A 14,431-nucleotide genomic window follows, 5' to 3' on the forward strand; every position below is an offset into this window, starting at 1 on the left:
CCCGACGAACCACGTTTTACGTTAGTTACCAAAAAAAGTGACCCACTTAAGCTACTCTTAAGGTAGCGCGGTAATACTCATACTATCGAAGAACACAAGAGTGTACGTATGAGCCTTACTTTATCGGTAGCACCAACCCCCCTCGACGATGGGGAGGCATTTCAGCACAGAAGACAGCGCAGATCACTTGCTTTTGTTGCTGCAAATCTTACTTACCCAGCAAGGCAACAAATTGAAACCTTTATCGCTAATGGCTTCGCTACTCGCTATAACGCGCATATCACTTCATTCATGCCTATGTTGTTTGCACTTGAATTTAACGGAGTAAAGGCTGCCGCCGGTGCGAGATGTAGTGCTACTGACAGCACCAACCACGCACTTTTCATCGAGCAGTACTTAGATAGCACTATTGAGGGGGAATTATTACGTCATGGAATTAGCACGCAAAGACACGAAATTGTAGAAGTAGGTAACTTATTTAGTTGTTCACCGCGATATACGCTACCACTTTTACTGTCACTGTGCTTTTTATTCTCTCAGCTTGGTAAAAAGCACGTTGTGTTTAGTGCGACGACCCAAGTAAAAAAACTTCTTCAAAATTCAGGTGTTTCGCTTATTTTCTTGGCGCCAGCTAATGCAAAAAAACTGGTATCCAGTCACGATGATTGGGGTACGTATTACGATACAGCACCACAAGTAATAGCCCTGGCCCTCAAAGAAGTTACCCATCAGGTAATGAACAGTGTACTTCTTCGTCAATACTATCAACAGGCAATTGGACTCATCACTGGTTCAAATTTCGAACAACAACTAAACGATGCCTTAGTTTGCTACCCAAAAGGAGCCTCGCATGTTGCTTGAGCACTACTTAAACGGTGACGACTCAGCTATTGCGCTGAAGTACAAAGATAAATCGTTGACGTATTTGGCACTTAAAGAGGCAGTTACTCACCTTGCCAATTGGATCACAAACAACAATGTGAGTCGCATTGCTATCGCCTTTGACAATAGTTTTGCGTGGGTGGTAGCTGACCTTGCATGCCAAGAAGCACAAGTTTGCTGCGTACCTATTCCACTGTTTTTCAGTGAGACACAGCAGCGACATGTTATCGAAGAGAGTCAGTGTGAATGCCTACTCACGACCGAAGTCTTAAGCTTCTTTCCTTCTTCTAAGAAAGAAGTCTTGAGTGATAGCTTAAACATTACTGGATATATGCTAACTCCGCTCGCAGCATCGGTGAGTATGCCTACAGGCACTAACAAGATTACTTTTACGTCAGGGTCGACAGGCACGCCAAAAGGTGTATGCCTTTCTAACGAATCTCAGTGGCAAGTTGCAAGGTCTATTGATAGTGCTTTTCAACAGGACGAAGTCAATCATTTGTGCATACTGCCTCTTTCTACATTGCTTGAAAATATAGCGGGTATTTATGCGCCACTACTTCATGGCGGTACTGTACAGCTTGCATCCGCAAGTGCGAGAGGTTTTGAAGGTAGTCGACTTGTAAACCCGCAAACATTACTAAAACTAATAAACGATGTGCAGCCAACGTCAATTATCTTAGTACCGGATTTACTCATGGTGCTTCTCCAAGCATGTTCAAAAGGCTGGCTGCCACCGACGTCGTTATCGTTTATAGCAGTTGGCGGCGCTCATGTTTCACCTTTCTTATTGACTGAAGCTCGAACCAGAGGCTTACCCGTTTATGAAGGCTATGGCCTGTCAGAGGCTGTTTCGGTCTCTACACTCAATACACCAAACTGCAATGTGCTTGGTTCTGCAGGCAAAGCGCTTGGTCACAATACACTTCATATAGACAAAGGCGAAGTTGTCGTGACGGGTAATCATTTTTTAGGATATTTGAATCAACCAGAAAGTTTTTATCCATCCGAGGTGAGAACTGGGGACCTAGGCGTTATTAACGATGGCGTTTTAACGTTAAGTGGCCGTAAGAAAAATATTATGGTTAACAGCGCAGGTAGAAACGTGTCACCGGAATGGATCGAATCTTTACTGATGGGGAGTGGATTATTGCGTCAGGCGCTCGTCTTCTGTGAAGCTCGCCCCCACAGTGTTGCTTTGATAGTTCCTTTATCACCTCAGATCTCAATGGACAGAATTAGAAAAGCCGTTGAACTGATTAATCAACAATTACCCGACTATGCACAAATAGAAAACTTTGATGTCGTTGCGCCGTTTACACCAGAAAATGGGTTGTTAACTCAAACAGGTAAGGTCAAACGGGACGATGTAATCACTCATTACAGCTGTACTTTAGCCGCACTGTATTCAACCTCTTACTTTATCTCGCACGCTGAAAACAGTGTGTATAAAAACATTATCTCTGGAGAGTAAATAGTGTCATTTTATCAACAACTTCAAGAAAGTACCGAGCAAGCTAGAAACACGTTTTTACAAGTGCCAATAATTCAACGTTGTTTTAACAATGACTTTTCCCTTGATGATTATATAGCGTTCCTTCAACAGGCCTATCACCACGTTAAATTCACCGTCCCGCTTCTTATGGCTACTGGCGCGAAATTAACCGAAGAGAAAGAATGGCTTCGCGAAGCAATTGGCGAATATATTGAAGAGGAAATGGGACACCAAGAGTGGATTTTAAACGACTTAGCAGCATGTGGGGTGGATAAGAACGAAGTTCGCTACGGCCAGCCTGCACCCGCTACTGAACTTATGGTTGCCTATGCGTTTGACGCCATTGCGCGTAAAAACCCACTTTATTTTTTTGGAATGGTGTTTGTACTGGAAGGCACAAGCATTGCGCTGGCTGATGCTGCGGCAAAGCAAATTAAAGACAAGCTGTCGCTCCCCAAGTCAGCTTTTAAGTATTTGACTTCACATGGTGCACTGGACCAAGAGCATATAGTGTTCTTTGAGGGGTTAATGAACAAAATAGTCGCCCCTCAAGAGCAGGCCATGATCATACACAGCGCTAACATGTTTTATCGCTTGTATGGTGATATTTTTCGCGAACTTACACCAGAACATGGTTTACACCCCGTTGCACAAACTGCGTAACTTGGTGAACACTGTTTTAGCTAGGGATAACGCAAGGTAAAGTATTATGAATATTCAATGGCAAAATCAAGTAATACTAGTAACAGGTGCCAGTGGTGGCATTGGACACGCCGTTGCTAAAGCATTTGATGAAAAAGGTGTACACCTCATTCTTACTGGCAGAAATGAAATACGTCTAAAAGAATTACAGCAGTCGCTTAAACACCACCATACTATTGTAGCTGCAGACATATCGCACCATGAAGGTCGAGTTAAGCTTATTCACGTTTGCGAGCGATTACCGGTGAGTATGCTGATTAACAATGCTGGTACAACCCATGTTGGTGAATTTACCAATGCACCGATCGAGTCAGTGGTGACCACTAACCTTTTGTCGCCCATGTTGCTTACTCAAGCCTTACTTCCCCTTTTGTCACAGCGTCCTCAGGCGCATGTTGTCAATGTGGGATCAGCGCTCGGTAGCATTGGTTTTGCGGCTCACAGTACTTATTGCGCGACTAAGTTTGGAATTAAAGGTTGGAGTGAAGCCCTGCACCGCGAATATCACAACAGCAACATTCGGTTTCACTATTTGGCGCCTCGAGCGACCTCAACGAAAATCAATGACGAGAGAGCTGTTGCACTCAATAAAGCGCTGGGTAATCAAGTTGATACTCCAGAAGTTGTTGCACAAGCGCTTATTAAATTAGTAGAGCAAAACAAAACTCGCTTTAGCATCGGCTTTGCTGAGCGATTCTTTGCCAAATTGAATGCCATTCTTCCCACCATTGTAGATAACGCGTTGGCGAAAAAGCTACCCATTATTAAACACCACACATTCAGCAAAAGAGAGCAGAGTGCACGCATAGACAACGCGCAAAATACCAACGAATTATCTAGTAAGTTGATTTAGTACCGGAGCGATCATGATGAAAAATTTAGCCCTTGTAACCCGAATTACTCTACTTACATTATCTCTGGGCTTTGTAAGTTACACATTTGCCCAAGATAACGTAAGACAGTCATTAAACGAAGTATCAACCCCGTCGATGCAGCAAGAGATTCAATCTCCTCTTTCTATACTTCAACACGAATGGGCTCATATCAACTATGAGTTGGAGGATAAGCAAAAAGAAAAAGCCTTTGCCACGCTTATGGAAAAAGCGAAGTTTTTTGTTAGTAAAGAACCCAACAACCCTGAATTAGTCATTTGGCAAGGCATTATTCAATCGAGCATAGCGGGGGCTAAAGGCGGGTTAGGTGCACTCGATTACGCCAAAGCTGCGCGTAAGAGCTTTGAGCAGGCTATGCGATTAGACGAAAATGCATTGGCAGGTTCAGCCATGACAAGCCTAGGGGTGCTTTATCATAAACTACCGGGCTGGCCGATAAGCTTTGGCAATGACAAGAAAGCGGAGAAACTGTTAAAGCATGCCCTTGAAATCAACCCAGATGGTATTGACCCTAACTACTTTTACGCTGAATTTTTATATGACAATGGTAAGTACGACCAAGCACGAGCGTTTGTCAAAAAAGCGAAACAAGCTCCTGCTAGAGCAGGACGCCCGCTTGCCGATTTAGGAAGAAAGCAAGAAATTTCTCGACTTGAAGATAAGTTAGCTCAAAAGAGCTAACATTTTATCGTCTAAAAAACGCTCGCAATTTAAATGTTGCGGGCGTACTTTCTCAGTTCGAAACAAGTTACTAATCGGTCTCAAAAAGAGAGCTTAAGGTAAAAATGTCCGCTCTACTTACAACAGGACTCCACAAGCAGCCCCTTGCAGCATAAACTTTTATAGATTCTATGTCGTCCACCTCGATGCCTAAAGAGCGGACAGCGCTCTCTAACTTCTTATGGCGGGGCAATAGTTGGACAAACCGAAGGTTTTTGTCTTCTTATAGATAAGATAAGGCTTGGTTCTACGCTTCGAATGGGGCTGTATAGGGGTATCTAGCCTGAGTTTGTCAATCCATCTATGAAAAATACGATTGAATTGACTGGTAGATATGAGCATAAGATGAATTGATGCGTGACTTCAAAAGGTAGTCAGAATCCGTAGCCAAGTTTTCTTTACCCAGGCTAAAATCTATTTTCCAGTGTTCGGTATTATCTCAAATTGAACAGGACTGCCTGTTTTTTGCTGAACAACGTGTGCTCTCCGTAGAGCTTTACGTCCGCATACCACGCCTGACACTTTCAGTTTCACAAGATTAAATAATGCGAGGACTCGAGTTTGCCCTTAAAGTTCTAAACGAATTCTGATAACCCATTTGTGTGCTAATTGAAGAGGCTTTTTCTGCTCGATAATAGGGGCTTTATTCCAAGGTGTATCAATTTGAATTACCCTAATTTGTCTCCCATTTATGAGAAAACTTAAGTGAAGAAGGTACTGAACATTTATATCTCAACCTGCGCATAAGTGATTCTTTGAATAGAAATCGACTGGTTCCGTTCAGTAACTCTTTAGTTTATCTCGTTATCATATTCAATATGAATAACGTCTTGTGACTAACGATCAAGGCTTATACTAGTCCTGCTACTTAGTTTAGTGGGTGCACAATTACCTCTACAGAAATTTTTCCACAATGGTAGGAGTGGCAAAGCAGTCACTTTTACATAGATGGAGCATTAACCTACTGTAAATAATAAATTTATTCTGAAAGAGAAAATACGTTTGAACTTGTTCAATCGTACGCTAATAACCGCTTCAAAATTAACTATCTGACTGTGCGAAATTCATACTTCCGGTTCAATAGGCAAATTCATTTATTCGGATACAATTTCCCAGAAAGGGGTATTCAGGTAGCGAATTCGATGGCTGAGCGAAAAAACTTTAAAACGTTTAAACTAAATATTCTAAAGCGTTACACGGAGTCTGGCTGGAAATTTTTTGTTGCTTATGGTGATTCAAGCACTGGTTTTGCCGCTCACATGGTCCTCAAGACAAAATATTTTCCATAGCAAGACAAGGTGCTCGTGTGTGCAGGTCAGGGTCTAGGGGGAAAGTGCTACGATAGCTGGTCAAAACACATTCCTATAGCGTTCACTCCTTAACAGCCTATTTCTTCCTTCCTGAGCGATTAGGACATTTTTACCTCAATTAAAAGACTCTTCATAAGGTTACCTTAAGTTTCATTTGTTAGTGTTTTTTTATCGAAAATAGAATTTGCTTGATTTTGAGGCTTTGACAGAGGGCTACGTGCGAATTTCAGTTGTTATACCAGCGAGAAACGAAGAAGAAAATTTAAAACCCTTAATTGAGGAAATTTATAGCGCGTTAACAGATGTAGCAAACTTCGAAGTCATCTATGTCGATGATGGAAGTACGGATAAGACATTTGAGAATTTGCTTTATCTGAAAGCGAGTGGCTTTCACAGAGTTAACGTGCTACGGCATAGGCATTCGGTGGGACAAAGTACAGCTATTTGGACAGGGGTGAGCCATGCTGATGGAGAACTTGTAGTTACACTTGATGCGGATGGGCAGAATGATCCTGCTGATATACCAAACCTCCTGACTATGGCCTCTCAATTTCCGTTAGGGAGTCACTTTTGCATTGCTGGTCATCGTAAAAACAGAAAGGATACAGCTTGGAAAAGATTTCAGTCAAAACTAGCAAATTCGGTAAGAAATAAACTTCTTAATGATGATACACCTGACACCGGATGTGGGTTAAAGGTCTTTCCAAAACAAACATTCCTCGATTTACCCTATTTTGACCATATGCATCGTTTTCTGCCAGCACTGATCCGGCGACAAGGTGGGATCATTAAAGTTGTTGAAGTGAATCACAGAGACAGGCAATTTGGAAAATCAAAATATAATATGTTAGGACGGCTTGGGGTCGGACTAATTGATATGGCAGGAGTTTATTGGCTTCAGAAACGTAATAAACTTAATGATGTCATCTTAGAAAATGAAGAGAGTATCTAATTGAATTCCAGTCTCCTTCGTTTCTTCATTCTGGTACTTACCATTCTGTTTTTTAGTCATTTGATTTCGGTCTCTCCCTCATTTGACGCATTTAATCAGGAGTGGATAGACAAGCATACCCGTAATAATGGAGTGACAGGGATAGCCAAATTTTTAGCCGTCTCAGTATTTTTACTTTCTATCGGACTTCCACGCCAGTTAGTCGCATTTATGGGGGGGTATGCCTTTGGATTTGCTGAAGGTGTCATCTATTCAACATTAGCAGCTACCCTCAGCTGTGCAACAGTTATGGCAGTATCCCGATATTTCGCTAGACCGATTATTATTCAACACTTTGAAATGCGGGTGCGCAAGTTAGACCACTTTCTAGTTCGCTCTCCCTTTCTTAAGTCCGTTATCATTAGACTGTTGCCAGTAGGAAATAATCTACTCACAAACATTTTTGCTGGCGTTTCAAAGATTCCACGACGCTCTTTTATTCTTGGGTCTACTATTGGCTACATCCCTCAAATGGCGGTTTTTGCATTGATGGGTAAGGGTGTATTAATCAACTCTGAACTTAAAATAATCATAAGCGCCCTATTATTCGGGATTTCCAGCTTGCTAAGCGCATATCTTTTTAAGGTTTATCGTCGTCAACATAATGACGATAAAACTCTTCGTTCACTCACAAAAAGCAGCAAATGTAGCAATGAATCAGACGAGCTTAGCCATTAAACATAAGAACAAGCACCCAAACTATACTTTCTGGCTTTTTGTACTGGCTAGCGTGTTGATATTTATCGGGCTTGGGTTAAGAGATCCCTGGCCTGCTGACGAACCTCGTTTTGCACAAGTTGCAAAAGAAATGGTTGAAACAGGTCAGTGGTTCTTTCCAGCCAGAGCGGAAGAGTTTTATCCTGATAAACCACCTGTGTTTATGTGGTCTATCGCTTTTTTCTTTGCGCTATTCGGGTCAATTAAGATTACCTTTCTGCTCCCATCTGCTTTATGCAGCCTACTCACACTTTTTTTGGTGTATGACATCTCAAAACGACTGTGGAGTACAAAAGAAGCGCTGATCGCAACGTCACTTCTTTTATTGAGTTTTCAATTTTTGCTTCAGGCCAAGTCTGCACAAATAGACGCAATGGTCTGCTGCTGGATAACAATAGGATGCTATGGTCTTCTGCGCTTTTTCTTAGTTGAAAGACGATGGCGTTGGTATTACCTCGCCTTTTTCTTCATGGGAATTGGCGTCATCACAAAAGGGGTCGGATTTTTACCAGTCCTGATGCTGATACCATACTTGATACATCAACGCGTTTGGCCTCAGCGGGACATAACTAAGAACCAAACGAAAAACTCCGTATTACCGTGGTTAATGGGTGCAGTGGTGATGTTACTGGCTATATCACTATGGTTTGTACCTATGTTGATATTGGTCGAAAATAGCCACGATCCATCACTTGCTCTATATAGAGATAACATTCTTTTCAGGCAAACGGTCACTCGATATGCTGATTCCTGGCATCACATAAAGCCATTCTGGTATTACCTCGTTGAGGTTATTCCATTATTCTGGCTGCCAATTAGCATCGCTCTTCCATGGCTCATCCCATTTTGGTATCGCGCAATTAAAAAAGGTGATGCCCGCATACTCTTACCGTTGGGTTGGATTGTACTTGTCCTACTTTTCTTCAGCGTAAGTCCTGGCAAACGGGGAGTGTACATATTACCCGCATTGCCGATGCTGGCACTGATCTCTGCGCCTTACTTTGATTCAGTTGTTAATAAAAAAGTATTTTCCTGGCTTATGTGGGCTGTTGTATTTTTACTATCAGTAGGCTTATTGGGGTTTGGTTTTTCCGGCATAGTAGAAGCATCATTCGCCCTAAAATTAGAAGAAAAGTTCGGGCTTTCTCCGTGGATGTTTTTTTTAGTAACGGGGGTACTGACGTGTCTGGTTACGGTGATTACTTCTAGAGGGAAGCACTGGAAAGCCTGGCCTTATTTCTTGTGTACTCTTTGGGGCATGTACGCTACATGGGGTTACACTTTACTTGAAGATGTAAAAACCCCTAAAAGCGTATTTGGAAATATTGAAAAAGAAATTGGCAAACATGATGCAACTATTGCACTTGTTGATTTTTCTGAACAGTTTATTCTCTTCTCGCCTTATCCCATCGTCCACTTTGGCTATCATACCCCTACTGATGAGCAATTATCTGCCGCCTACCAGTGGCTGGAGAAGACTGACAAGGGAAGATATATCCTCGTAGATGAAAAACACGTACGCAACGATTGTTTTAAAAAAGAAATGGCAACGTCTGTAGGATATGCACATCGCGTCCACTGGGTTCTATTATCGCACGAGGCATTAACCGAAAAATGTCCGCTTACGAGAACGACGACTGAGATCTTTAGTTATATCCCAGACAGGCCCGTTACGTGAGGGTTACATATTTTCATACAATTAAAAAATAATGCGAAAATTTTCATTCCACAGTTTTTCTTAAGCGTTATTTAAGTTTTAACAGGTAACTTGTGTGCTAAGAAGTACACGAGAACCTTATTGTGAAATTTCCAAGAACACTAAATTTCAATCCTACATCAGCTCAGTTCATTTTACTTTCTTCATTATTTATCGCAGCAATATTCAACGCACCATTTCTGTCTGCTGTTTATGAAGTTGTAGCCCCTGTAACATTGAATGAGTGGGTGTTTTTTCTCTCTGTACCGCTCTTGCTAACCTTTTTTAATGTTATTTTTCTAAGTCTTTTTGGTGCCCTATTTTTGCCGCGCACCACAGTTGCAATTACTTTCGTTGTAAGTTCTCTTCTACTTTACGGCACCTTGGCCTATGGTGTCATTTTCGATAAGAGCATGATACAGAATGTAATGGAAACAAATTCTGGTGAAGCCTTTTCCTATCTAAATTCAACACTTTTTTTATTCTTCCCTATATTGGGATTAATCCCTGTATTTGCGATTTTTAACCTGGAATTAAATGGGAAGCTCAAGGCTCGAATCAAGCACCTTCTAGTGCTGAACTTATTAGCTTTATTGGGTATTGCAATTATAGCCACGTTCCTTTTTAAGAGCTATGCAGCTGTCGGCAGAAATAACAAAGACCTAACGAAGTATATTATTCCCTACGCCTTTTATGATTCAGGGTACAAGTACCTTCGGGACACTTACTTCTATCCGCCTTTATCCTACAAAGTATTAGACAAGCGTCCCTACATAAAAGGGAATGCTGATATACATCCGTCTACTACAGTGTTTGTGGTTGGCGAAACGGCCAGAGCTGACAAGTTTTCAAGCAACGGCTATTCGAGGCGTACTACGCCTAATATCCAGAACGCAGGTGCAATCAGTTTTAGCAAGGTGACATCTTGCGGCACTGCTACCGCAGTCTCCGTGCCATGTATGTTCTCAAGACTTTCACGAGAAAATTATGATTCGCGTATTGCAGACAGTCAGGACAATGTTTTAGACATCATTCATCGTGCAGGTGTTGACGTCACCTGGATTGACAATAACAGTAGCTGTAAAGGAGTATGCAAGAGGGTAGAGACTATAGACTTCAACCCGTCAAGAGATCCCAAGTTGTGCGATGGAGATTATTGTTATGATGAGGTACTTGTTGACCTTTTAAGAGAAACTCTTTCAAGGCCATCTAAAGAACATAGAGTTATAGTCTTACATATGATTGGCTCACACGGGCCTACCTATTACCGGAGATACCCAGAGAAATTTGCTAAGTTCGTGCCCGATTGTCCCAGAAGTGATATTCAAAATTGTGAAGAGGCAGAGCTGACAAATACGTACGATAATACTATTGCATACACAGACTACGTGCTAGGCCAGATTATTGAACAGCTTTCCACTATTCCTAATTCGTCGATGCTTTATTTATCGGATCATGGTGAGTCATTGGGAGAGAAAGGGCTTTATTTGCACGGTTTCCCCTATAATTTAGCGCCTGTTGAGCAAACTCATGTACCAATGGTTTATTGGGCCTCCAGGTTTAGCCAACCCCAATATAGTGATTGTGTAAATTCGTTATCCAGTCATCCTTATTCGCAGGACAACCTTTTTGACACATTACTTGGTCTTACTAATGTGCAAAGCAGCACCTACCAACCCACTCAGGATATTTTACGAAAATGCGAGTCATAGACGAAACCACATCAGAAATGCATTTCGACCCTAAAGCCAAACCAAAGGGTATGTTGCGTATTGTATTAGCAATGAAAAACTCTGTAAGAGCTATATCATGGCTTGTTAAAAACGAATCAGCGTTCCGCCAAGAACTTATCTTACTTATCTTAGCAGGGGGAGTGCTTGCTCTTTGGTCTATACCCTATATGGAAAAGGCGATTTTACTTTCCTCCATACTCTTCGTCCTGTTCGCTGAAATTGTCAATACTGCAATTGAAGTCACTATTGACCGTATCGGAAAAGAGATTCACCCACTGTCAGGCTTAGCAAAAGACTTAGGCTCAGCGGGTGTTTTCGTGGCTATCGCAATTTCATCTTTGTTATGGTTAGGAGCACTGTGTAGGTATTTTTGATTCGAATCTGTTGGCACCACAATATGGTAACGCTCGGGCATGAGTCAAACTTTCCATTACGTTCATATTGCTAAAAGCAGTAAATCTCTACAATTCACAAACTTTGAAATGGGAAGTTAAAGTCTGTTTTAACTATGAAACTTATCACAAATATCACTAGATGCAGTAATCCGCTAATTGAACGTAACTACCTAAAAGACGCAGCAAGCCAACGGCTGCTTTACGTCTTGAGTTCAATTGGTGAGTGCAACGCTATCCTTATTAAAGGAGGAATGTTGCCATGAAACAAAGAAAACGTATCTATTACTCACCAGAACAGAAAGCACTTATTTGGGACAGGTATAAGCGAGGTGATTCGCTGCATGATATCGCTAGAATGTTTGACCGCTTTCACTCTTCTATTATGCCAACCATTTATCAAACTGGTGGGTATCGGCCACCAGAACGAAAAAGACATCTACAGTCTCTTTCGCTTGATGAAAGAGAAGAAATATCACGATGCTTAGTCGGTAAACAATCCATTCGAGAAATTGCCAGACGTTTGTCTAGAGCGCCATCTACAATTAGCTGTGAAGTAAAAAGAAATGGTGGGCTGAAGCACTACCGTGCCGTAAGAGCTGAACAACGAGCATGGGACGAAGCATTGAGACCTAAGCCATGTAAGTTAATTGACTCTCCAGATTTATGTAAGCTGATAGCCGTTAAGCTTAAAAGGGCATGGTCACCACAACAAATTGCAGGTTGGTTAAAGCGACAATACCCCAATAATCAGGAAATGTACGTGTCTCACGAAACCATCTATAAAACACTCTTCATTCAGACGCGAAGCGCTCTAAAGAAAGAACTGCAAAAGTGTTTGCGGTCAAAAAGAGTGGTTCGCAAGTCGCGTCAATCTTCACTGAAAAGGTTAGGTCTAGGAAAAATTCCTGACGCCGTTTCTATTAGTGAGCGACCTGCATCAGTTGAAGATAGAGCGATACCTGGTCACTGGGAAGGCGACCTTATATGTGGTTCTAACAACAGTTACATAGCGACACTAGTAGAGAGGCACTCTCGATTCGTAATGCTGGCAAAAGTGGATGATAGTAAAACGTCGACCGTGATTGCTGCACTTATTAAGCACGCTCAAAAGCTACCTAAGGAACTATATAAATCTCTAACTTGGGACAGGGGGAGAGAAATTAAAGACCACAAACAGTTCACTCTAGCCACTGATATAAAAGTCTATCTTTGTGATCCTTACTCACCGTGGCAACGTGGTTCCAATGAAAACACCAATCGATTACTACGGCAGTATTTTCCAAAAAGTACCGACTTATCAGTACACAGCCAACAAAAACTTAGCAGCGTAGCGAGACAACTTAACGAAAGACCAAGAAAAACGTTAGACTATGAAACACCAGCACAGAAATTTAACCGATGTGTTGCGCCCATCGATTGAACTCAAGGTACGCAACAGACTGTCAGAATTGATACCACCCTGTTATCAGATCTGTCAGTTCAAATGACGACCAATCCATCTTATGTTGTTAACACCAAGCGACTTTGTCGTATCTTAATTACCAAGCGATTCTGTCGTAATCGCTAATTACCAAGGGAAACTGTCGGTCACTTTTTTACATGTCTGGTAATGTTCTTTTTTTGAATATTTGAGGCATGTTGAGGATGATCATGATGGATTCTAAAGCTCAACTAACCGTTGATATTATTGCTAAAGTGGTTGAAGGCAGGATAACAATTGTCAATGCTGCTAAGTTACTCAGCAAGTCTCGACGCACCATTGAACGCTACGTAAAGCAATATCAGCAAGTTGGTATTCAATTCGCTATTCATGGTAACAGTGGTAAAGCCCCACTCAACAAAACGCCGGAATCAATAAAAAAAGCGGTGCAGGTCTTAATCAAAGAAAAGTATTTTGATTTAAATTTGCTCCATCTTGCGGAAAAGCTAGAAACTGATGAACACATTGTCGTGAAACGAGAGACACTGCGTGGTTGGGCACATGATATTCATCATGTTAAACGAGCCAAACGAAGACGTAGCAATGTTCGAAAACGCAGAGAGCGCATGGAAGCACCGGGTCTAATGATGCAAATGGATGGCAGTCCACATCTCTGGTTTGGGGATAGAAAGCACTGTTTAATTGCCATGATTGATGATGCAACCAGTGAAGTCTACGCCGAGTTCTTTCCCTCAGAAACGACGGTTGGTTGTTTGCAAGTGATGCGAGATTGTATTGAAACCAAAGGCGTGTTCAAAACGCTTTATGTCGATAGAGCCGGTATCTTCGGCGGCCCTAAACGCTGCAACTTCTCACAGATGCAGAGGGCTTGCGAAGAGCTAGGGATTGAAATCATCTTTGCCAATTCACCACAAGGCAAAGGCCGTATTGAGCGAGCATTCGATACCTTCCAAGACCGTCTTGTTCCCGAGCTTAGGCTGAACAATATTAATGATATTGCTGCCGCCAATGCCTACCTTAAATACGTCTTTATTCCGCAGTTCTGGCAAACCAAAATTCAAGTTAAATCAAAACAAGCACCTGAATTTACGCCTCTGTCGAAACACATCAACCTTGATGATATCTGCGTCATTAAAGATCACCGCAAAATACGTAATGACCATACCTTCAGTTATGGCAACAAGTTCTACCTAATAGATTCACCGCTCAAGCACTCCATTACCAATCAGAAAATCGAGATAAGGAACACGAGTAAAAAAGGGTTTACCGCTCACTTCGCTGGTCGCAAACTGAAGATCTCGGAAGTTAATGAACCAAGCAAACTGGCATCTGTAGTGGTCAACTAATTTTGGCCACAGTTTTAGAATCTTGGTATATAACCTCAGATTCATTTGGTGCTAAACCAGCATTATAATGATGTGGCCTAACGTTGTTGTAATACCCGTTGATATAATCA

The 14,431-nt window shown here is 41.8% G+C and carries 12 protein-coding genes and 1 pseudogene; all 13 read left to right on the plus strand.

From position 1 onward, the window contains the following. The first annotated feature begins 108 nt into the window (after nt 1–108). On the plus strand, nt 109–861 hold the full coding sequence (locus tag GTH32_RS11345; RefSeq protein ID WP_075607102.1) for a thermostable hemolysin: 753 nt from the start codon (nt 109–111) through the stop codon (nt 859–861). Beyond that, nucleotides 851–2,356, plus strand: a complete 1,506-nt coding sequence (locus tag GTH32_RS11350) for an AMP-binding protein (RefSeq protein WP_163085799.1) — start codon at nt 851–853, stop codon at nt 2,354–2,356. The genes GTH32_RS11345 and GTH32_RS11350 overlap by 11 nt, the downstream gene beginning before the upstream one ends. 3 nt (nt 2,357–2,359) lie before the next feature. Then, entirely contained in the window at nt 2,360–3,040 is a 681-nt protein-coding gene (locus GTH32_RS11355; RefSeq protein ID WP_075607104.1) for an iron-containing redox enzyme family protein, read from the plus strand. A 46-nt stretch (nt 3,041–3,086) separates the two neighbouring features. Further along, nucleotides 3,087–3,932: an SDR family oxidoreductase gene (locus GTH32_RS11360; protein ID WP_163085801.1), complete on the plus strand. Its 846-nt coding sequence runs from the start codon at nt 3,087–3,089 to the stop codon at nt 3,930–3,932. Between the two features lie 136 nt (nt 3,933–4,068). Continuing rightward, nucleotides 4,069–4,653, plus strand: a complete 585-nt coding sequence (locus GTH32_RS11365) for a tetratricopeptide repeat protein (protein ID WP_414630866.1) — start codon at nt 4,069–4,071, stop codon at nt 4,651–4,653. Between the two features lie 1,016 nt (nt 4,654–5,669). Next, nucleotides 5,670–5,981 (plus strand): LNS2 domain-containing protein, encoded by a 312-nt coding sequence (locus tag GTH32_RS19785; RefSeq protein ID WP_425482367.1) that lies wholly within the window; start codon nt 5,670–5,672, stop codon nt 5,979–5,981. Between the two features lie 238 nt (nt 5,982–6,219). After that, nucleotides 6,220–6,954 carry a glycosyltransferase family 2 protein gene (locus tag GTH32_RS11370; protein ID WP_075607107.1) on the plus strand — a complete coding sequence of 245 codons (735 nt, stop codon included), beginning with the start codon at nt 6,220–6,222 and terminating at the stop codon, nt 6,952–6,954. Next, a complete protein-coding gene (locus GTH32_RS11375) occupies nt 6,955–7,671 on the plus strand; it encodes a TVP38/TMEM64 family protein (protein WP_075607108.1) in 717 nt (238 codons plus the stop codon). It abuts the gene before it with no gap. Next, the gene (locus GTH32_RS11380) at nt 7,646–9,388 is read left to right on the plus strand and encodes an ArnT family glycosyltransferase (RefSeq protein WP_163085803.1); all 1,743 of its coding nucleotides are present in this window, start codon (nt 7,646–7,648) and stop codon (nt 9,386–9,388) included. The genes GTH32_RS11375 and GTH32_RS11380 overlap by 26 nt, the downstream gene beginning before the upstream one ends. A 122-nt stretch (nt 9,389–9,510) precedes the next feature. Continuing rightward, nucleotides 9,511–11,118 (plus strand): phosphoethanolamine--lipid A transferase, encoded by a 1,608-nt coding sequence (locus GTH32_RS11385; protein WP_163085804.1) that lies wholly within the window; start codon nt 9,511–9,513, stop codon nt 11,116–11,118. Next, a complete protein-coding gene (locus GTH32_RS11390; protein WP_075607111.1) occupies nt 11,106–11,513 on the plus strand; it encodes a diacylglycerol kinase in 408 nt (135 codons plus the stop codon). Before GTH32_RS11385 ends, GTH32_RS11390 begins: the two co-directional genes overlap by 13 nt. Nucleotides 11,514–11,793: 280 nt before the next feature. After that, nucleotides 11,794–12,954 carry an IS30 family transposase gene (locus GTH32_RS11395; RefSeq protein WP_163085806.1) on the plus strand — a complete coding sequence of 387 codons (1,161 nt, stop codon included), beginning with the start codon at nt 11,794–11,796 and terminating at the stop codon, nt 12,952–12,954. Nucleotides 12,955–13,178: 224 nt separating this feature from the next. Beyond that, a pseudogene (locus GTH32_RS11400) lies at nt 13,179–14,297 on the plus strand (ISNCY family transposase); the annotation flags it as partial. Nucleotides 14,298–14,431: the final 134 nt, after the last annotated feature.

The sequence above is a fragment of the Alteromonas profundi genome, assembly GCF_010500865.1.
In the GTDB taxonomy this organism is placed as follows: domain Bacteria; phylum Pseudomonadota; class Gammaproteobacteria; order Enterobacterales; family Alteromonadaceae; genus Alteromonas; species Alteromonas profundi.